The following is a 19,129-nucleotide window of genomic DNA, read 5'->3' as shown; positions in this document are numbered from 1 at the left end:
GTCAGGCGAGGCGGCTGAAGGCCCAGCGCAGCAGTTCCTGGTCGACGCGGGGGCGGCTGGTGCGGGCCAGGGCGGTGCGGGCATGGGCGGTCAGCTTGGCCCAAGCGCGGAAGTTGCCGTGTGCGGCATGCTGGTCGGCGAAGGCGATGTCGTCGGGGTCGGCGTCGGCCCAGATCGGGTGGAACAGGGGGATGACGTCGAGGACCTCGCTGGGAGTGAGGCGGGTGAAGTGCTGCCAGATGAAGATGCGGGAGGAGAGCATCGGTTCGCGGCGCAGCACGGTGTGGCAGCCCTCTCCGCCGACGAAGATGATCGCGAGCTGGGTTGAGGGTTCGTCCCACAGGTAGCGGAAGTATTCGAACGCCTCCCCGTTAAGCCACTGGGCCTCGTCGACGAGGAAGGTACGAGGGCGTTCGGCCAGAGCTGTTTTCAGCAGGCGGTCGAATTCACTGGGGTGGCGCGGCAGTTCACCGGCGAGGTCGAGGGCGGTGAACATTTCGTAGCGCACCGCACGGGCGGTGGGCCGAGCCCGGAAGGTGACCCGGCGGACGTCCTCGTCCGGCTCGAGTGCGCGCAGGCAGGTGTTGACCGCGAGAGTCTTGCCGAAGCCGGCGCCGCCGTGGATACACATCATGGCGCGGGCGGCGACGGTGTCGGTGATGTTCTCCCGGGCGGTGAGCAGGGCGCGGGTGGTAACCACGGAGGCGTCGGGCAGGTCGACGTACTCGTAGGTGGCCGCGGTCATCAGGCGTCTCCGTCTTCATCAGTGGTGGGACTGCGGCCCGCACGTCCCGGCGGTCCGGGGCGGTTTCCTCATCGCTGCCGGACGGGAGCGGGACGGGCTGGCCTGGTGTGGTCAGCGCGGTCAGGGAAGCAGGAGTGCGCCACCCGGCTGGAGGCGCGGCTGGCGGGATGAGGTCCGGCAGCGCCAGGTCCGACAGGTCGGTGTCGGTGGCCCGGGCGAGTTCGGCCCCGGCCTGGGCAGTGGTCAGGGCGCCGAGCCGCTGAGGGGCTTCGGCCTGGGTGGCGGCGGCGTAGCGCTCACGCTGGGAGGCTTCCAGGTCCTTCTTCAGACGGCGGGCGCGGGCGGCCCGGGTTCTTCGTACAGCGCTGATCTGTTCCTCGGTGGCCTGGTCGGCCAGGTCCGCTGGACCGAGGTAGCGGCCGGTGGTTGCGTGGTAGACCTCGATGCGGTGGTCGTGGTGGGGCATGAAGCGGACCCTGACCTGGATTCCGGTCTGGCCGGTCATCCACGGGCCCACGTAGTCGCGTTTCCTGAAGCGGATGCCGCGGGTGGTCAGCGTGCGGGTGCCGGCGTCCTCCAGGGTGAACGTCCACAGATCGGCTGCGGGCACGTCCCGCAGCGGGGTGGGATCGTTTTGCCACGCCTCAAGCGGAGTCCTGCCCCGCAACGGCGCCGGGCGGTGCTCGGTGTTCCACCACAGCGTCCAGGCCAGCAGCCGGGCGGTGAAGTCCTCGAAGCCGAGGAGCACTTCGTCCTTCGGGCGGGAGGAGCGTTTACCGGGGCGCGGCTGGCGGGCATAGCCGGGCAACGCGGCCAGGAACATGCCCTCCACCGCCCGGTTGAGGCCCTCCACGGTGCCCTTGAGGTGGGGGGTGTAGGCGGGCAGGTCCTCCACCGTCACGACCAGAGCGTCGAACGCGGCGGTCACCGTCCTGGACAAGAAGTCCTTGCCGCGGTCGACACGTACCTTCTCGGGCAGGCCGCCGAACGGACCGTAGGGGTCCTCGCGCAGGACCGCGGAGCGCAGCGCGGCCAGCACCGACTCCCGCGAGGGATGCCCCGGCGTGACCGCGACCCATGATCGCGTTCGTCGCGCAGTCGGTGAACCACGTGATCCACGGCCTGCGGGCCGTGCCGTCGACCTCGACCAGCACCGGGGCCTGCATGTGATCGGTCTCCCACACCTGGTTACGCCAGCCCCGCGGCCGGGCCAGGAACACATCGTGCTTGCGTGCCGCCCGCTCCCCCGCAGCCAGGCCCGCACGCTCCCCCGGTGTCAGATCCCGGTGGACCGCCCGGTGCAGGGTGGGCAGCGACGGCGGCGCCGCGGGCGGGGACTGCCGGGCGGCGCGGGCGGTCAGTTCGCGGTGGACTGCGGCCACGTTCCCCTTCCACAACGCCAGCAGGTGGCGCACCTCGGGGGTCACGGTGAACCGGTCGCGGGTCTGGGCCCGCGATCCGGGCTCGGCGGCTGCGGCTTCATCGCGCTCGGCAGTGGCCAGCCACCGCCATACCGTGCGCTCAGTCACCTGAAGGGACTGCGCCATCAGCCGGACGTGCTGGGTCGTCAGCGCCTGCTCCTGACGCAACACCAGCAGCCGGCGTACCGCGGGGCCGCGCAGCGACGCGAGAGAGGCAGCGGGCAAGCCCGCCGGTACAACTGGACGGGCCTCATCATCGTCGGGGTGGGGAGGGACACTCCCTGATGGCTCGGCGGTGTGGGTCACAAGGGCCCCATGAGTCGCGCGCACACCCGCTCCAGCATCTGGCGGTCGACCACGGCAGGGCCTTGGCCGTAGGTCTCGGCGGTCAAGTGCGCGGTGAGCTTAGCCCAGGTCCGAAAATTCCCGTGCCCCGTATGCTTGTCCACCCACTCCATATCCCCCTCGGCAACCTCGCCCCACAGAGGATGGAAGGCCGCCATCACGGTGATCACCTCGGCCGGGCCCAGGCGCGGTACCAGCTCCCATGCCAGCACCCGAGAGGCCAACGCCGGCACCCTGCGCAGCGCCCGCTCGCTGCCCGCCCCGGCCAGCACGAGTGCTGTGTCCGTGTCCGGGTGGTCCCACAACCCGCGGAGATACTCCAGCGCCAGCACCGGCAGGCGCTGTGCCTCGTCCAGCACCAGCACCCGCGGCTGCCGCAGCGCTTCCACCAGAAGCAGGTCCGCCTCCCCCGTGCCGTGCGGGAGGCGTTTGTCCATGTCGAGTGCGTCGGCCAGCCCCCGCCGCAGCTCCGGCACCGTCGGGTTCACCCCTACGTGCACCCTGCGGACCCGCGCCGGGTGCGGCAGCTGAGACAGTGCGTACTGCAGCGCGACCGTCTTCCCGTGACCGGCATCCCCGTACAAGCACACCACCGCACCAACTGCTGCAGCATGCCCGACCGTTCGCAGTACCGACTGGACCGTCGGCGTGTGGACCACTTGAGCACCGGGCACCAGGACCGAGACCTGTGCCAGATGCTTCTGCTCCCGCAAGAACACCTGCCTGCCAGCACCCCGTCCGGCCACGGCGTTCAGGCCCAGCTCGCTCAACGGATCCGGCCTGCGCTCCCCAGCGACCTCGATCTCCCGCTCGATCACCAGCGTCCGACCCGCCCTGCGGTCCCGGCGGACCACGCGGTGCAACGTCGACAACGACGGGACCTCACCCCCATCACCTCCGTCGGCCAGCCGGCGCCGCAGCTCGGCGACATTCCCGCCCACCCGGCCCAGCAGCGCCCACGCCATATCCGACACTGCGTAGCCCTGGCGGACACCGGCCTCCGCCTGGCCCGTCGCCTTGGCCCGCTCCAGCCAGCGCCACACCGTACGCACCGAAACACCCGACACGTCAGCGACCGCCCGCACGTGCTGGGACGTCAATTCCCCGGCCTGATGTCGCTCCAGAAGACGCCGCACCACCAACGCTCTGGGCAGCCCGGCCGGGCGCCTCAGTCCGGTTCCTGTGTCCCGCTTCATCCCCCGATCAAACCCGGCACACCACCACCGATCGCATCAGAACTCTCGAACCTGAGACAGCATCACCTTCCATGAGATAAAGCCCCACGACAGCGATCCCCCACCCAGATCTCTCGCCCTATGACAGTGACAACCCCACCACCGACATCCCACTGACCAGCGCTGAAAGACCACAGGCCCACACCAGCACTACTGACTCTCACTACCACCGACACCAAACCGAGAGATCGCAGCTGGGCGTCGCTCAAGCGGTTCACCGAGCGTGAGCTTCACGCCCGAGTTCCGTACGGACACAAGGAGGGCGCGTACCCCCTTGGGCAATGGGTCGCAGAACAGCGACGGGCCTATGGGGCCGGGCAGATGACCGGCCTGCGCGCCAATCGGCTGGAGAAGCTCGGCATGATCTGGTCCCTTGCGGATGAGCGGTTCCAGGAGAACCTGGAAGCCGCGAAGGCGTACTATGACCAGCACTGGACGCTGTGCGCCCCGCGTCCAGCGACCGCCCTGGACCGGCCGGTCGGCCAGTGGCTGTCCAACCTTCGTCGGCCTGGTGCGCTGACCGAACACCCCGAGTGGGAGACGGCGCTGCGCGAAGTCGACGAGGACTGGAACCCGCAGTGGTCGCCGGAGTGGCAGAGGCACTACGCCGCGCTGCGGGAAATGTTCGTAGAGGAGAGCGCCCTCACCTACGTGGAGCCCGGGGTCACCGTGCACGGCATGGACATCGGCCGTTGGTACCACAAGCAGCGTGAGTACGCGGTCTGGCATGGGCTGATGCCTGGGCAGCGCGAGCGCCTGGAACAGCTCGGCATGGAGCCAACGCCCCCTGAGACACCCACGAAGCCCAAGACGGCCTCCGGGGCCTTCGAGCGAGGCGTCGCAGCCCTGGCGCAGTACAAGGCCCGCACCGGCTCTGTGACGGTCCCCAGGGGCCACGTAGAGACGATCGTGATCGACAGCCAGGAACACGCCGTGAAGCTCGGGGTCTTCCTCTCGAACACGAAATCCAGGCGCGCCAAGCTCACCACCGACAAACTCCAGCAGCTCGCCGCCCTCGGACTCGACTGGGCGACAGTGTGACGGCCGCGCCGGGACGGCCAGTTACTGATCGTTTCAGAATGCGATCTGACCTCTCGGCTGAGACGACGCTCAGTGGTGCGACGGAACTGGTAGCTCTGGTTGCGCGTTGGCTCGACAGGACTTTGGGGGGAGAACCTTGTCGAACTTGAGCTTCCCGCCGACGCGGGCGGTTGGACGCGGGGCGGCCTGGTACCGCGGGGACTGCCATGTCCACTCGGTTCACTCGGACGGGGAACTCACTCCTGAAGAGTTGGCCGTTCGGGGGCGCGCTGCCGGGCTCGACTTCATGGCGACGACGGAACACAACTCAGCTGCGGAATCCGGTGCGTGGGGGCACCTGGCTGCCGATGACTTCTTGATCATTCTCGGTGAGGAAGTGACCACGAAGACCGGGCATTGGCTCGCGCTCGGCATCAAACCCGGCAAGGCCATCGACTGGAACCACCAGGTCAGGGACGGGTTGATCGATCAGTGCCTAGACCAGGTCCATCAAGTCGGAGGGCTGTGCGTGGCCGCACACCCGCATGCGCCCTATCCGTCGGGCGACTTCATGTTCCCCTTCCGGGGCTTCGACGTGGTGGAGGTCTGGAACGGACTGTGGACTTCGGACCGACCTTGGAACGCTGACAACGAGGCCGCCTTGGCGGAGTGGGGGCGGAGCCTCGCAGCGGACATTCACACGGGATCGTGGCGGCCGGCGATGGGCAACAGCGACACCCACTTGGAAGGGCAGATCGGCATCCCTCACACCGTGGTCTTCGCCGAGGAGCTGAACACCGAGGCGATCCTGGCCGGAATCCGTGCCGGCCGCAGTTGGATCGCCGAGTCGGCGGACGTGGACGTGACGTTCACTGCCAATGCCGATGGTCACGTTGCCGAGGTGGGAGAACAGCTCACAACTTATGGTGGGCAGGTCGAAGTGCAGGCAGCAGTGCGAGGCGTGCCGGTGGGGACTGTCAGCTTCCACACCGATCGAGGAAAGGTTCACCGGGCGTCTCTCCCCGACGACGGGGCAGGTGTGGTGCCGTGGGACACGACGGCGGAGGAGTCAATGTTCGTCCGCATCGAGGTCCGCCATCCCAACGGGGACGTCGCCGCACTCACCAATCCGGTGATCCTTGTCTGACCACTCGTTTCACCGTACGCCGCGCAGGCGACGGAGGCAGATGAGGCTGCAGGCCAGTTCGAGTAGGCCCTGATGGAGGCCTGCGCGTCGTTCGTAGCGGATCCGGAGCCGTTTGAACTGGTGCAGCCAAGCAAAGGCCCGCTCTACCACCCAACGGACCTTGCCGAGCCTCGAGCCGTGGGCCACGCCACGTCGGGCGATCAACGGTCTGATGCCGCGCTTCCACAGCAGCCGGCGGTACTTGTCGAAGTCGTAGCCCCGGTCGGCATACACGTGCCGCGGCTTACGGCGAGGTCGCCCTCGCAGCCCCCGGATCGGCGGAACCGCGTCGAGCAGCGGCAGGAGCTGGGTGACGTCTTGGCGGTGATCCCGGCAAGTGCCGTCCGGTCGGTGGCTTCGTTCACATTCAGCAGCAGCGTTTGTCCGGCACTTTGGGCAGCGGATGGAGTTCGACGGGCTCGGGAATGTTCACGAGAAATGAAATGACGTCAGGGCATGGGACGGCCCGTCCGGTGTCAGAACCGGCAAAGAGGCCCACCTGTCAGGCTCCGCTGCCAAGTGCGTCAAGGATGTGTGGCCATGCAGCCGCGCCCAGGAGTGCGTCTGCTTCGGGCGTGCCTCCGTACTGGAAGTGCGGGGAGGGCGATGCTGGGCTCTCACCCGGGAGGCGTGGTCGGTGGCCAGCGTCGTGGCGGGCGACCAGTCGGACCTGGGCCCCGGCTGAGCGCCGGCGTTGTGCCAGTTGTTCGGCGAAGGGCAGGGACGGCCACATCGCGTCGTCGCCACCCGCGACAAGCAGCAGATCAGCCCGGGCCTTCTCCACGGGTATCTCCGGTGGGGGAACCAGATGGCCGAAGATTTCCTCGCTGAGTTCGTACCATCCGCGGATGGCGATCGGACCGCTTGACGGTTGTGTGGCCGTCCAGGAATCGTCCATCGGAACGAAAGGAAGCGGCTGTTCCCGCCACGTCCAGGACGATCGATAAGGCAGCCGTTCGCCGTCGTGGCCTGGTCCGACGTTGCACCAGACCCGCGAGGTCGGTGACAGCGCCATCACCACGTCCACGCGCGGGTCGTGCACTGCGGTGAGCAGAGCTGCTTCAGCCCCCTTAGAGACGCCGAGGATGCCGATGCGGCGCGCGCCGCCGGAGCGGAGGAGATCGACGGCGTCGATGAAGGTTTCCAAGGGGACTTCGCAGATTCCCTGAGACTGTCCGGGCCCGCCGAACCAGCGGATCGCCAAGGCCGCAACGCCCTGCTTGGCGAGGATGCGCGCTCTCTCACGCTCGATGCGTCCGCTGGAGCCCGCCAGGACCAGAACGCCGACGTCGGCGCCAGCGACGGGAGTAATCAGAACGCCTTCCCACGGATTGGTCAGCTCGCGCTCTGTCAGTTCCACGTGCTCTCCCTGCGGTCCGCCTTCAGCTGCTCGGTGTGCCAGGGCAGCCTATTCGGCCGTGATGCCCCGCACGGGTGACAGGCAACGCCGCGCCGACCCGCTATCCGTGAGGGCAACAGGCATTCCTTCACAGCCTCTCAGCTGGCCTTGGCGGGGGCTCCGGCTCGCGCTCGGGTGCTGGCGAGGCGGTAGACATCCCACCTTGCTAAGGCGTCAAGCGGCAGCAGCGAGTTCTTCCGTCGGGGGCTGGCGTGGGGATGCCTTCGATTCGTCGTAGGGCTGATCGCGCCGGATCGCCGCGTACAGCTCGACCTTCGACATCTGCGGCAGGATCAGGCCCTTTCACCAGGAACATCCCGATGCTGCCCTTGCAAGTACCCCGGTGCTGTCGGAGTTTTGGAAACACTTGCCCGGCGTGCTGGTGTCAGTCGATGGCCGACGGCGATTGCCATGCCTGTGATCGCTACGTGGATGTCGTCTCTCAGCGTCGGGCCGCCGTCGGCGGGGTGGCGGCGCCGTTCAGGCAGTGGTCGAGGAGTGCGTGCATGCGGGGGACGGGGGAGGGACGGGTTGGCCGCGGCGCCCTCTGCGGTGCGGGGGTCGGTGAGGAGGGTTTCCAGGGTCTCCGGTGTCAGGGTCGGGTTGGCGGCGGCTGCCCGTCGTACTGCATCGTCGGGGTCTTCCAGCGGAGGTTCGGTCAGGGTGGGGTCGGCCGCGGCCAGGGCGCGTACCTCGGGGTCCGGGTGGCCGATGAGGTGGGTCCGGCCGGTGCGGGGGAACGCGGGCAGGGTCAGCAGGTGCGGACGGTGGGCGGGGCGGGTCACGAAGACGTCCAGGAGGAGGTGCGGCGGAGCCAGTGGGTGGTGGCAGGCCAGCTGGATCCGTACCTCCTCGTCATCGTCCAGCGCCAGTGTCCCGACGAGCTCTGCGGGCAGGCCGGGCCAGCTCGCCGCAACCCGGCGGAGCACTGGTTCCTCGGACGCCGCGCAGGTGGCGTACCAGTCGGGCGACGGCTCGGTGGCCGGCTGCGTGATCGGGCAGGTGCAGTCGGGACCGTGATCGACGACCTTGTGGACCTCCTGGAATTCGGCCCAGGTACGGATGAAGGGCTGGAGGCGGGCACGCATCCGCACGTCCTCGTCCGGATCCTGCCTCAGCTCTGCCGCCGCCGGTCCCAGGTCGGGCCGGGTGGCGACCAGCCTGCGGATCTCTGCATCGGGGTGGCGGGCGAGCCGGGCGAGGGCGTCGGCCGGGGTATGGCGGTTCCGGGCCAGCGGGTGCACCTCGTCGTCCGCGAAGCACTGCTCGACGACCGCGGGTGACAGGGCACAGGTGCTGAGCACGGACACCGCGTGGCGTGATCCGATGGGCGGCAGCTCGGCCTCCACCGCCTCCGGGTCCAGCTGCCGGCTGCTCTTCCTGGCTGCGTCCTGTACAGCGGGGTCGGGGTCGTCGAGCAGGGCCTTGCGCTGCGCAGCGGTGAGCGACTGCCACTGGAAGGCGGCGTACAGACGGAGTGCGGGGTGGTCGTGACCGGCCATGTCCCGCGGGAAGGACGGAGGGACCTGCCGGGAGGACCAGAGCTCCCCGACGATGTCCTTCTCGGTGACCCTGCCGTCCTCGCCTCCGTCCTGGGCGGTCAGGAAGGTGACGAGGATGTCGGCCGGCAGGGGCCGGACCCACCTGGGCTGGAGCCGGGTGCCACGGGCGAGATACGCACGGACAAGTCCCGAGGGGTCCGATGCCAAGGGAGCGAGTCGTGCGGGGTCGACGTGCAGGTTGCGGGCGAGGGCGCGGCGGATCCGCTCGACCGGGTGGCGGAGGGCCGCGTCGATGACCGCGTCGGGCAGGTCGCGGCCCTCGCACATCAGCAAGCCGGCCTCACCGGCCGCTTCGTCCAGGAGACATATCAGCACGTCGGCGGGCGCCGCCGCGTTGAAGGCGATGCCGCGCAGCCACAGTTCACGGAGAGAGTCTGACACCACGTCATCCTGCCACCTCGCCTCCTGAACCGGGCCGCCCGATGGCTCCCTCGTCGGCGCTGACCGGCGTCGACTATCTGCCCAACGGGTCCGTTGTGGCGCGTGGACAGGAGCAGAGCGCGCCCGCATGGTCCGGAATGGGTGTCCTCCTGTCCACCCCAGAGTTCGCTGAAGTTGGGATCCTGGTGCCGGAGACGACCCCGGGCGGAGACGACCCCGGGAGCGGGCACCGTGAGCCGGCGCCCGGCCGGGGGAAGGGAAAGGCACTCTTCCCCTTTGAGGGAAGACACCTCATGCGGCTAAGGAGTCAAGGATGTCCGCCAAGGACTCCGATCGGTGGGCGCCGGGCGATCCGTGATCACGTGGATGTGTCAGGCGTGAAGGCGTATGCCCGAAGCGGATCCAGGTGCAGTTCGTGCGGGCCCATACAGTCCGCGGCAAGGGTGGCCACGAGCGACCCGCACATGCACGTCATGTTGCGGCCCCCGGTTCCAAGCGGTCCGCAGCACCCATGGTGGATGCCCAGGGAGCCGATCAGCTGCAGGCTAGGCACGTCTTCCGGGTGCACAATCACGGAGTTCCTGGGCCCAGCCGGCACCATGCCGGTCATGCCAAATGGCATGAGAAGAGCCCGATTCCCATAAACGGCCATGTGCCGGGTGCCAGCAGCCGCGAAGGGGGCACCCCAGGGTTCGGGATCGATGGCATAGCTGCCCCGCGGGACTGTCGACGGCGCGAGCCGAGTCTTGCTGTGCCGGTCCCTGTCCTGCACGGAGACATCCGGGACACCCGGAAGCTCCTGCAGGTCCGGGGTAAGTTCGGCGCTGCACTTCGCGCAGTAGAAGACCGTCATACGAGCCGTTGTATCCCATCAACAGCGTGGGTCAGGACTGCGCTTCCCCTGCTCAGTCCGCCTGTCCAGCACAGACTGTGGGGAATGCGACGGATTCGTCGAAGGGAACACGGTTCTGGAGGCAGTGGTGGAGCTGGCCGAGCATCCGATTGAACAGGTGCCGCAGGGCTTGCGCATGCCAGTCTCCGTTCTCCCGTCGCTTCCGGTAGTGGGCGTTGGCGCCCTTCGAGTGGGTGAGGGTGGCGAAGGCCCATAGGTATCCGGCGTGGTTGAGCCGGTTGTTCTTCACAAACCGGCGCCCGACGTACTTGCGTTTGCCCGAGGCCCGGGTGATCGGGGCCGCTCCCGCGTATGCCTTGAGCCCGCCCGCAGTGGCGAAGCGGGTGCGGTCGTCACCGATCTCGGCCAGGATCCGGGCACCAACTCCGGGGCCGATTCCAGGGAAGCTGAGCATGACCGGGGCGTCGGGGTGGGTTCGGAAGGTCCGCTCGACCGCCTTGGCGAGCTCGTCGACGGCCTTGCAGACGGCATTCAGCTGGACCAGCAGAGCCTTGGCCTGGATGCCCATGGCCTCCTCCACCGCTGGCAACTGCCGGGCGGCCGGCTGCCGGAACAGCGTCTGGATCCTCTCGGCGTCCTCGTCTATGCCGCGCTTGCGTCCGGCGCTGTGCATCATCACCTTGAGTTTCCAGAGCGGCAGCTCGGCGGCCGGGGTCGGCGCCGCAGCGAGGATCTTCCGCGCGTCCGGCCGGGTCAGCCCGCCAGCCTTGTGCCGCCACGCCTCCAGAGCCGCCGGATAGTACTCGCGCAGCAGCGAGCGGAGCTGGTTGGCGATCTGCTGCCGATTCCAGACCGCGTCCTGGTGGGCGCGGGCGAGGACGGCGACGGCCTGGGCCAGATCGCTGTCGTCGGGCAGAGGCCGGTGCATCGGCATGTCGGTGCGGATGATGTTCGCCAAGACCAAGGCGTCGCCCGGGTCGGACTTCTTGCGGCTCACTCCGTGCCGGTCGCGGTAGCGGGAGGCCGCCATCGGGTTAATCGCGAACACCTGCCGGGCCCCGGTCCGCAACGTGGCGACCAGCAGGCCGCGGCTGGTCTCGATCGCCACCGGGATCGGAGTCTCGGCGCTGTCGCCGTGATCGGCCATCAGGTCCAGCAGCAGCTGGTAGCCGTCCAGATCGTCGTCGATTCGGCACTTGGCCAGCAGCTTGCCGGTGTTATCGATGATCGCAACGTCGTGGTGTCCCTCCGCCCAGTCGATCCTGCAGTACACGTCCATGGATCCCGCCCCTTCTCCGGTCCTGTTCTCTCGAACGCGAGCACGCGGGGCCGCACGGCGCACTAATTCCAGGGCTCCAAGGCCCGCCACCTCATCAGCCGTGCGCGGCACCGCCGGACCGCACGGGCGCACGCCGTGTCCAGAGCTCGAAGCTCGTGAGGAAAAACGCGTCACCGTGCGGCAGCTCATCCACCGAGGATCCCGAACCCGACGGACCCATGAGGGCAGAACGTGCGAGGACCGGCCGGCACCACAGCGCCGCCGGTCTTTCCACAGACCTGATCGGTCGGAGGTGTCGTAGGGGTCACCACGGCACCGACCGGACCACACACGTCCTGCCCTGGCAGACACCGTCCGCCGGGCCTGTCAGATTTCCAGAACCTCTAATTGCTATCGAATTAGAGGTGTCGCCGCCGGGACGGTGCTGACCCAGGGGGTGTGACCTGCCCGAACACCACCGCCCGCTTCGGGCACCGGCAACCTGTTGGGCGCCTCGTTGCGCAACCCGTTGCACAACTCCGGCCGGACAGCAGTCCTGCCCGGCGCGCCAAACGGGACGAAGATCGGCCGGATATCCGGGGCCATGGCCCAGTCGAGATGGCGCCGACGCCTGCTGACCCAATCACTGCCCCGCCGCGCCCCAGCCACCGATGAACTCGTCCAGGGCGCGGCGCTGCTGTTCCTCCTGGGCGATCTGCCGGGCAAGCACGGCGCGGTCGACGTACGGGTCGACGGCGGCCAGGACCAGGCGCCGGAGTTCTGCCGGCTCGAGGGCTTCGACTTCCCACTGCACGGGGTGGGCGATGTCGAAGTCGTAGCGGCGCGCGAAGGCCGGCCAACGCGGGTCGCCGCGCTTCCCCTCGGTCGCGGGCAGCCCGTACTCGTGGACGACCTGGTCGTAGGTGAGCAGCACGCGCTGAGTGCGGCTCCAGCAGCCGGTGTGTGTCACCCAGTCGCGTTCGACGTCCTCGCCCGAGCAGTCGAAGTCACCGATGTTTCTCCGGGGCTTCACGAGTGTGCGAGGAGAATCATCGCAGCTCAGAGGCGGTCCAGAAGATCATAGCGGGTGCAACAGCTGTCGTGCACGGCGTCGGTGAACTGTCACTCCTGCATCCGGATCGCGCGGATCTGGAGGCGGAGAAGGTGCAGGGTGAGCAGGGCCTGCGCGAGGGAGCCTTCGGCGCCATCCAGAGCGACAAGAGCGTGCTCCAACCGGTCCTGCTCGACGTGTTCTTGTGCGTCGATGAATTCTGCGGCGGCCACGGTGCTCGCCGCGGCGGCGGCGATGCCGAGGGGTTCGGCAGCTTCCTCGTCGTCAGGGTCGACGTCGGCGAGGAGCATGGGGATGTCGAATGTCGTGCGGCGGAGCCGGTTGATGAGCACGGCACGGTGGACGACACGGTCGGCGCTCGTGTGCTGCCACCCTTGCTGAAGCCCATGAGGGCAACCGACGGAATTCGTTGACCAGCCGTAACGTGGCTTCCGCCGGGTTGGATTCCCGCGCAGGAGTGCCCACGTTCCCGCCCCTGAGCGTCGGCGCTGACGCGAACGCACGCATCACCGATGAGGCACGCCGAACCGACTGTGTTTCGTCACCTGGGGCGGCCCATTTCGTCGGTAACCCCAGGTTGCGGGCCTCCCACAATCCTATGTGTCACACCTCAGTGGCAGACTGCGGCACAACGAAGCTCCGGAAGGGCAGGGCGATGCGGCAGGGTCACCCGTCGAGCGCCACTGCTCGGGGGCGGCTGGTGCCACGGGGGGAGATGCGCGGCTGTGATCTTCGACAGTCTTGATGTGTCGTACGGCGACATGTGGGGTTCCTATCGGGGAATGACCCATCCGGACCCGATGTCGCGCGCGCTCGCGGCACGCAGACATGCTGCCGGGATGGATTACGCGGTTCTGCTGTCCGCGCGGGAGCGACCGCTGGCACTGGTCGAATACTGGCCGCGGCGGATGTGGCGTGTGTATCTGTTCGACGACAGGTCCTGGCGCATGCAGATGATCGACCTCAAGCCGCACAGCACGGGGATGTTGTTGGCTCACCAGAACACCCGATGGCAGTTCTCCAACGAGCAGGAGTACTCGTCCTCGAAGTGGGATGTTCAGGAGACCACGACCGTCTCGGCCGACGGGCAGGTCGAGGTGAGGTCCGAGTTCGCCGGGCCGAGGGGAGCGTCGACGGAGCCACTGCACGCTCGAACATCCGGCCCGTCGAGCGTCCCCGTGCGGCGGTTCCCGGCGCCCGTCGAAAGCTTCCTCTGCCCCGTACCGGAATTCGGCGACTGGCAGGTGTTCGCACCGTTCCTCGCCCAGCAGGGCCACGAGCCCGCCACGACCGTCGTCCTGAGCGACGTGTCGGTGGACGAAGGATCGGGACCGCTGCGCGCCACCGGAATCGAGCAACTGTTCAGTCCGGGCGCGTGCGACACTCCGGATGGGCCGGCCGTCGTCGAGCCCGTTGACGCCGGCCTGCTGCGGATCACGTCAGGGCAGCTGGCGGTCTCGGACCCCGGCTGGATCAGAGAGACCCCGCGGACCGTCGCTGTGCCACCGGGCGAGTTCCCGGTCACGCTGTCGCTTTTGCGCACGACACGCGGGGCCGGTGTCGCCGCGGCCAGGGTGACGTTCCTGGACATCCCGCCCCGCGAGTGGGAAATGGCCCTCCGGCCCGACGAGGACCTCGGGCTGCTCGGCGAGGGCCAGTTCTACGGGGTTGGCGTGGATACCGGCACAGCGGCTTTCATGGATGCGACTCGGACGGTGATCGAAGACCAGCTGGACGAGGACCTGTTCATACCCCTCGACAGCCATTTCAGCGTCGAACTGCCCAGCACGGAGCCCGAGCCGAACCTCATCGCCTTCCGTGCCGGCCAGGGCGACGGGGCCTACCCCGTCTGGATCGGCCGCACCGATGACGGACAGGTTGGTTGCGTCGTCGTCGACTTCCAGCTCCATTCCGCCGACGGGGGAGAGTAAGGAGCCGCCGACCATCGGCGCGAGGCCGCACTGCCCGAGACTGGGACCGCGGCGAACCTCCAGAGTGGGAGGCGTGCCGGTGGGAGGACGCCATGAGACCGGCAGCGGTGAGCAAAGGGCGGAGATCCCGCAGACCGCGGTCGATTACGTCGCGGACTTGGTGAAGGTGCTGGCCGCGGAGTTCGCGAAGTACGCGTTCACCGGCCGTACTGCCGAGTACCACCGCAAGCAGATCCGCGAGGCCAAGATGGGCTGTCTTCTCCTGCGGCCGCACCGAGCATGCGGAGCACGCTGGTACGAAGCGCGTGCTCCGCCTCCTGGCTGGACATCCGGCCGGCCTCCTGTTCCTCACTCGCACTGTGGGCGAGCTTGACGATGACGGTGACCAGCCAGTCAGGGGGGAGTCGATCATCAAACTCTCCGGTTTGCTGGCCACGCTGAATCACCAGCCTGATCCGGTCGGCGACAGATGTGTGCCGGTCATGGTCGATCTGCGGACTGACCGGCAGTGTGCTGATCTTCTGCAGCAGTACGGGATAGCGGTGGGCCGCTTGTTTGCCAGCATCGAGCAGACGTAGCAGAGCGTCAGCGGCCGGTCCGGCATGGAGGTCGGCGGCATCCATCGCGGCAACGATCTCCTCGGTGATCCGGTCGACGACCGCCAGCAGCAACTGCTCTCTCGAGCGGAAGTGGGCGTAGACGGTCTGGCGGGTCACACCCGCGGCAGTGGCGATTGCTTCCATGCCGGCGTCGGGCTGGACGTCGAGGATCCGGACAGCGGCATCCAGGATGGCGGCCTTGCTGCGGCGGGCATCGGCACGACGGTTACGAACCGAGGGCAAGGGCATCTCTTACACCTTGTCAAAGTTGACGACATATGCATATCTTACAGCGTGTAAGAGATCGTCCGTGCCAACTGGCGGGAGTCCCATGCGCCCACTTGCCGACACCGATCCGAAGCAGTTCATCGCCGACTTCTTCATGTCTTTCCATGAGGAGTTGGTGCTGAGCGACGAGGATCCGGCGCTGATCTTCGACCGGTACCACACCCCGGACATCGTCCAGGTCGCCGACGGACACCGGATGGACCGCGACAAGCTCATCGCGCACACCCGCCCGGTGCGTAAGACCCGGCCCGGCAACCGGACAGAGGTGCACGAGGCCATTGCAAACGGTGACCGGATCGCCGCCCGTTATACCTTGCACGTCCAGCGGCGCGGCAGGTACCTCGCGATCGAGGTCTGCTTCTTCGGGCGGTTCGCCGCCGACGGACGGATGCGCGAAGCTCACATGCTCACCCGCACCGTCCCCGCCATCGACGGGAAGGAAGCGTTGGAATGACCCAGAGCAGCTACACCGTCACCGGCATGGCCTGCGGACACTGCGCGGCCTTCGTGACCGAGGAGATCGAGGGCGTCGCCGGCGTCACCGCCGTGACGGTGGACGTCGAGACCGGCAGGGTCTCGGTCACCAGCGACAAGGAGCTCGACACCGCGGACGTACGCGCCGCGGTCGAAGAGGCGGGCTACGAGCTCGCCGTCGCGGACGGGTAGCGCGAGGTGACCGCCTACACGCTGCATCCGATCGGGGGCGCTGAAAGACCCGGCGTCGGCGCCCCGCCAGCCCGACGAGGGAGCGCCCGACGCCTGGTTCGTCTTCGACGTCCAGTGCGTCGCCGCGCTCGACGGCCTCACCCCGGGCACCGACGTACTGCTGCCCACCTGGCTTGACCGCGCCGACCTGACACGCTCGCGGTCCCCGGTCGACGCTGTACGGCCACCTCGACAAGACCAAGACCCTGCCCCGCCAGCCCAAGAAGACCACGCTCACGAAGCCCTGACCGCTACTTTGCGGCTGGGGTCAGAGCCCGAGCGGCCTGCCGGGCCCGGACCAGCCAGGGGTTGGCCAGGTCGGCGTGGAGTTCCCGGTCGAACCGGCGGAAGTCCCGAGTGGCAGTGAACAGCGTCAGTTGCGTTGCCGTCGTCAAGCGGTGTGGTTCGGGAAGCGGTGGCGGCTTCAGGACGCGCCGCCCGGCCTTGCCGACCTGGGGTCCGCCGTTCTTGGGCCGCTGAAGGTTGGCGAAGAACAGCTGCTGACAGGCCACCTGTCGCAGGTACGGCTCGATCACCGAAGCCTTGCCGCTGGCCTTGATCGCCCAGGTCGCCTGAGCCCGGCATAGCCGGCAGTAGCCGTGCTTGTTATCGACCGGGACCTGTCGCCGGCAGCCGACGCATTCGCCGACGGCGTGTTGCTGGCCGTAGGTGTAGCAGCCGCGGCAGAACCGGCCGGGCAGCTGGCCCCAGGCGAAACAGCCCATGCAGGAGGCTGCCGGTTTGTTCTCGCTGATCTTCCCCATGGTGGTGGTGACCAGGTCACATCGGCGGCAGGGAACGGCCGTCGCGGCGCTTGGGCACGACGGCCGGGGCCACCACTGAGCCGGTCGTGGCCTCCTGAACGCCAGCCTGCTGACCTGGGCAGCTGACCTTCTCGGGCTCGGGAATCAGCAGGTCGCCGATCTCGCAGCCGAGCACGACGCAGATCACGTCCAGGTCCTCCAGCTTGAGGGAGACCGGCTGGCCTGACCACAGGCCGGACATCTTCCCGGCCGAGATCACCAAGCCGTGCTCGGTCAGGCTCCGCTGGAGTTCGGACGCCTTCCAGATCCCCTTGTTCGCGGCGGTCAGCCGCAGGTTCCACTTCATCCCATCAGTCCTTCCAGCCGCTTCGCGGCCCGCTGCTGCCCGGACACCCAGGCGTCCTCGACCCGGGTCTGCTGAACGTGGATGTACCGCATCGTGGTAGCGATCCAGGAGTGTCCGAGGACCGCTTGGATCCCGAGCAGATCAAGCCCTCCGAGGTAGAGCTCGGACGCGCAGAAGTGCCGCAGGACGTGCGGCGTCAGCGTGTCGGCCCAGCCGGGCAGATGGGTCTTCGCTGCGGCGGCCAGGCCGTTGCGCAAGGCGTCGTCGCCGACGCGGCGCGAGGAGCCGTCGGTGTTCTTGCGCTCGGAGGGGAACAGCGGGGCTCCGGGTCGGGTGTGGTCGTCGTCGAACTGGCCCCAGACGTCCTCGATGAACCACCGCAGCGTGCGGTCGGCGCCGTTGATCAGCGGTACCATCCGCTCGCGCGGGCCTGAGCCGCGGGCGCCCTTGCCATGACGCACGTGGAGCTTGCCGAAGCGGCCCAGGTCCCACTTGATGTCCGCCAGATCGAGCTTGCATGCCTCGCTCACCCTGAGTCCGACCTGCGACATCAGTTTCGATGCGGTGTAGTTCCGCGCGGTTGGGGCGAACTTGCGGCAGGTCGCCAGCTCGCCGCCCCAGCCGGTGAACAGTTTCTTGATCTCCGGCTCGGTCGGCGGGATCCGCAGGGCGGCGTCCTTGGATCCCCGCGGGCGGTTCATCTCGTCGATCGGGCACTCGACGACCCGCCCGGTCATCCGGTGGATCTCGACCTTGTGCCGCAGGTCCAGGAACAGGAAGTACGTGGTCAGCGCCTGCGCGCGGGCCAGCCGGGTGCCGCTCGGCGAACCCCGCAGCACCTTCCCGAAGTACCTGTCGGCATCGGCCGGCTCCATATCCCACAGCGGCCGGCCGAACCAGGCCCGCATCTGGTCCAGGTGCCCGACGTCCCCGCGGATGGTGCCGTCCGCCAGCCCCGCAGAAGCCCGCGCGAGAACGAACCCGGCGAGCACATCGGTCTCGAACTGCTCCAGTTCCTCCGCCGAGACCGGATCGCGGAACTCGCGCAGGTCGCGTACGGCTGCCAGCGCCAACCCGAGCCTCCTCGCCTTCACCCCGATCGCAGATCGATCGGACGAAGTGAGAACGCTTCAAGAATTCTGAAGCTACGTCAGCGGATCGAAGAACACCCCAGGGAGACAGAACACCCTGGCCACGGGGACAAGGACTCAGCAGGGCTCAGGGGAACTCGCGGGATGTCGCACAATCCTGCGGGCGTCGCCCGCGCTGGGTGAGCGGGTCAGCGCGGGCCCCACCGGCGACTCGGTTGAGTGAACCTTGCAGAACCAACTCAAAGCGCTGGCACATCATGCCGTGCATGAAGCCGATCATCGACGCGCATGTCGCAGAGCCGGGCCTGGCCGTGGTGGAGATCGCGGCCGCCGATGATGAGACCGCGTTCGCGGTCCAGGAGTTGCTCGCCGCGCGGTGGGGGATCCCGCCGGCGGACCGTACGACCCGGGAGCCCGGCGAGCCGGGCGTGCGGCTGCGCTGCTGGACCTGCGTCCACAACTCGACTCGGAGCACCAAGAGGAGGGCGAGCTTGACCCGGTGACCGGCTGACCAGCCATGGACGCCGCCAGAGACAGCATGGTCGGGGGTTCCGCTCGCGCCCGACCCGGGCGGATCGCTCGCCTCCGGACCGCCCCCTGGCCTGTCAGGCTGAAACACGCCCGGCCACAACTCGACAGGCCGCGCGACACGCGAGGCGCCGTGGAGGCTTCTTGGCGCGGATAGTGGGCCTCGCGCATGGGGCGCGCTCTACCTCCTCAGCGCTCGCCGTGCCCGCCTGGCCCTTCCCATTCAAGAGCGCGGCGCCCGTACGGCTGCTCGTTGGCCCACGGTCCGACCCAGGATTCGTCCCGCAGTTGCCGTGCCGCCATGAACTTGTGGGTGAGGTGCCCGTCGAGCCATGCCTGGATCCACTGAGGGAAGGTCAAGGCAAGTTTGTGGCGGTCGCCTTCCTCCCACCACCACATC

18 protein-coding genes and 2 pseudogenes are annotated in these 19,129 nt (G+C 68.3%); 7 read left to right on the top strand and 13 right to left on the bottom strand.

Going from position 1 to position 19,129, the window contains the following annotated elements:
- Position 1: 1 nt before the first annotated feature.
- The 3 genes and pseudogenes from ACFVV1_RS39815 to ACFVV1_RS39805 all read right to left on the bottom strand — a co-directional run bounded on the left by ACFVV1_RS39815 (position 2) and on the right by ACFVV1_RS39805 (position 3,611).
- Complete coding sequence (locus ACFVV1_RS39815) at positions 2-631, bottom strand: AAA family ATPase (RefSeq protein WP_390000314.1); 630 nt, start codon at positions 629-631, stop codon at positions 2-4.
- Positions 632-848: 217 nt separating this feature from the next.
- Positions 849-2,292: pseudogene (locus tag ACFVV1_RS39810) on the bottom strand (Mu transposase C-terminal domain-containing protein); the annotation flags it as partial.
- Positions 2,293-2,468: 176 nt separating this feature from the next.
- Complete coding sequence (locus tag ACFVV1_RS39805; RefSeq protein ID WP_390000283.1) at positions 2,469-3,611, bottom strand: AAA family ATPase; 1,143 nt, start codon at positions 3,609-3,611, stop codon at positions 2,469-2,471.
- A 258-nt stretch (positions 3,612-3,869) separates the two neighbouring features.
- On the opposite strand from ACFVV1_RS39805, the gene ACFVV1_RS39800 reads away from it, so the two are divergent.
- Together ACFVV1_RS39800 and ACFVV1_RS39795 are read left to right on the top strand one after the other, a co-directional pair.
- On the top strand, positions 3,870-4,787 hold the full coding sequence (locus tag ACFVV1_RS39800; protein WP_390000311.1) for a helicase associated domain-containing protein: 918 nt from the start codon (positions 3,870-3,872) through the stop codon (positions 4,785-4,787).
- 106 nt (positions 4,788-4,893) lie between these two features.
- Positions 4,894-5,913, top strand: a complete 1,020-nt coding sequence (locus ACFVV1_RS39795; protein WP_390000281.1) for a CehA/McbA family metallohydrolase — start codon at positions 4,894-4,896, stop codon at positions 5,911-5,913.
- Positions 5,914-5,922: 9 nt separating this feature from the next.
- Here ACFVV1_RS39795 and ACFVV1_RS39790 read toward each other — a convergent pair.
- The 5 genes and pseudogenes from ACFVV1_RS39790 to ACFVV1_RS39770 form a co-directional block, all read right to left on the bottom strand.
- Positions 5,923-6,279 (bottom strand): annotated as a pseudogene (locus ACFVV1_RS39790) (transposase); the annotation flags it as partial.
- A gap of 175 nt (positions 6,280-6,454) precedes the next feature.
- Complete coding sequence (locus ACFVV1_RS39785) at positions 6,455-7,312, bottom strand: acyl-CoA thioester hydrolase/BAAT C-terminal domain-containing protein (protein WP_390000278.1); 858 nt, start codon at positions 7,310-7,312, stop codon at positions 6,455-6,457.
- Between the two features lie 332 nt (positions 7,313-7,644).
- Positions 7,645-9,294 (bottom strand): hypothetical protein, encoded by a 1,650-nt coding sequence (locus ACFVV1_RS39780; RefSeq protein WP_390000275.1) that lies wholly within the window; start codon positions 9,292-9,294, stop codon positions 7,645-7,647.
- Between the two features lie 905 nt (positions 9,295-10,199).
- Positions 10,200-11,426, bottom strand: a complete 1,227-nt coding sequence (locus ACFVV1_RS39775) for an IS110 family transposase (RefSeq protein ID WP_390000272.1) — start codon at positions 11,424-11,426, stop codon at positions 10,200-10,202.
- A 622-nt stretch (positions 11,427-12,048) separates the two neighbouring features.
- The gene (locus ACFVV1_RS39770; RefSeq protein WP_390000269.1) at positions 12,049-12,438 is read right to left on the bottom strand and encodes a hypothetical protein; all 390 of its coding nucleotides are present in this window, start codon (positions 12,436-12,438) and stop codon (positions 12,049-12,051) included.
- 68 nt (positions 12,439-12,506) lie between these two features.
- On the opposite strand from ACFVV1_RS39770, the gene ACFVV1_RS39765 reads away from it, so the two are divergent.
- Positions 12,507-12,890: a hypothetical protein gene (locus ACFVV1_RS39765; protein WP_390000266.1), complete on the top strand. Its 384-nt coding sequence runs from the start codon at positions 12,507-12,509 to the stop codon at positions 12,888-12,890.
- A 312-nt stretch (positions 12,891-13,202) separates the two neighbouring features.
- A complete protein-coding gene (locus ACFVV1_RS39760) occupies positions 13,203-14,408 on the top strand; it encodes a DUF4241 domain-containing protein (RefSeq protein WP_390000263.1) in 1,206 nt (401 codons plus the stop codon).
- 197 nt (positions 14,409-14,605) lie between these two features.
- Here ACFVV1_RS39760 and ACFVV1_RS39755 read toward each other — a convergent pair whose 3' ends face one another.
- Positions 14,606-15,256 (bottom strand): TetR/AcrR family transcriptional regulator, encoded by a 651-nt coding sequence (locus ACFVV1_RS39755; protein WP_390000259.1) that lies wholly within the window; start codon positions 15,254-15,256, stop codon positions 14,606-14,608.
- A gap of 82 nt (positions 15,257-15,338) precedes the next feature.
- Here ACFVV1_RS39755 and ACFVV1_RS39750 point away from each other — a divergent pair, with 82 nt between their 5' ends.
- Both ACFVV1_RS39750 and ACFVV1_RS39745 read left to right on the top strand, forming a co-directional pair.
- The gene (locus ACFVV1_RS39750; protein WP_390000256.1) at positions 15,339-15,749 is read left to right on the top strand and encodes a nuclear transport factor 2 family protein; all 411 of its coding nucleotides are present in this window, start codon (positions 15,339-15,341) and stop codon (positions 15,747-15,749) included.
- Entirely contained in the window at positions 15,746-15,961 is a 216-nt protein-coding gene (locus tag ACFVV1_RS39745) for a heavy-metal-associated domain-containing protein (protein ID WP_390000253.1), read from the top strand. Before ACFVV1_RS39750 ends, ACFVV1_RS39745 begins: the two co-directional genes overlap by 4 nt.
- 290 nt (positions 15,962-16,251) lie before the next feature.
- On the opposite strand, the gene ACFVV1_RS39740 is transcribed toward ACFVV1_RS39745, so the two are convergent.
- From ACFVV1_RS39740 to ACFVV1_RS39730, 3 genes are read right to left on the bottom strand one after another with little or no spacing between them, the layout of a single operon-like run.
- Positions 16,252-16,764, bottom strand: a complete 513-nt coding sequence (locus ACFVV1_RS39740) for a hypothetical protein (RefSeq protein ID WP_390000251.1) — start codon at positions 16,762-16,764, stop codon at positions 16,252-16,254.
- 16 nt (positions 16,765-16,780) lie between these two features.
- Positions 16,781-17,110, bottom strand: a complete 330-nt coding sequence (locus tag ACFVV1_RS39735; RefSeq protein WP_390000248.1) for a helix-turn-helix domain-containing protein — start codon at positions 17,108-17,110, stop codon at positions 16,781-16,783.
- Complete coding sequence (locus ACFVV1_RS39730) at positions 17,107-18,183, bottom strand: tyrosine-type recombinase/integrase (protein ID WP_390000245.1); 1,077 nt, start codon at positions 18,181-18,183, stop codon at positions 17,107-17,109. Before ACFVV1_RS39730 ends, ACFVV1_RS39735 begins: the two co-directional genes overlap by 4 nt.
- 284 nt (positions 18,184-18,467) lie before the next feature.
- Here ACFVV1_RS39730 and ACFVV1_RS39725 point away from each other — a divergent pair, with 284 nt between their 5' ends.
- On the top strand, positions 18,468-18,704 hold the full coding sequence (locus ACFVV1_RS39725) for a DUF6207 family protein (protein WP_390000243.1): 237 nt from the start codon (positions 18,468-18,470) through the stop codon (positions 18,702-18,704).
- Positions 18,705-18,918: 214 nt separating this feature from the next.
- On the opposite strand, the gene ACFVV1_RS39720 is transcribed toward ACFVV1_RS39725, so the two are convergent.
- A partial coding sequence (locus ACFVV1_RS39720) for a hypothetical protein (protein WP_390000240.1) occupies positions 18,919-19,129 on the bottom strand: 211 nt, incomplete at its 5' end.

The organism is Streptomyces sp. NPDC058092, from assembly GCF_042884935.1.
Lineage (GTDB): Bacteria > Actinomycetota > Actinomycetes > Streptomycetales > Streptomycetaceae > Streptomyces.
Note: the sequence above shows the minus strand (reverse complement) of the source record. Positions and strands in the feature narration are given on the sequence as shown.

What these genes read in the sequence shown, in the direction of transcription:
- ACFVV1_RS39815 (WP_390000314.1), bottom strand. Translation starts at nt 631, where the DNA reads ATGTGTATCCACGGCGGCGCCGGCTTCGGCAAGACTCTCGCGGTCAAC.
- ACFVV1_RS39775 (WP_390000272.1), bottom strand. Translation starts at nt 11,426, where the DNA reads ATGGACGTGTACTGCAGGATCGACTGGGCGGAGGGACACCACGACGTT.
- ACFVV1_RS39755 (WP_390000259.1), bottom strand. Translation starts at nt 15,256, where the DNA reads ATGCCCTTGCCCTCGGTTCGTAACCGTCGTGCCGATGCCCGCCGCAGC.
- ACFVV1_RS39750 (WP_390000256.1), top strand. Translation starts at nt 15,339, where the DNA reads ATGCGCCCACTTGCCGACACCGATCCGAAGCAGTTCATCGCCGACTTC.
- ACFVV1_RS39745 (WP_390000253.1), top strand. Translation starts at nt 15,746, where the DNA reads ATGACCCAGAGCAGCTACACCGTCACCGGCATGGCCTGCGGACACTGC.
- ACFVV1_RS39740 (WP_390000251.1), bottom strand. Translation starts at nt 16,764, where the DNA reads ATGGGGAAGATCAGCGAGAACAAACCGGCAGCCTCCTGCATGGGCTGT.
- ACFVV1_RS39735 (WP_390000248.1), bottom strand. Translation starts at nt 17,110, where the DNA reads ATGAAGTGGAACCTGCGGCTGACCGCCGCGAACAAGGGGATCTGGAAG.
- ACFVV1_RS39725 (WP_390000243.1), top strand. Translation starts at nt 18,468, where the DNA reads ATGAAGCCGATCATCGACGCGCATGTCGCAGAGCCGGGCCTGGCCGTG.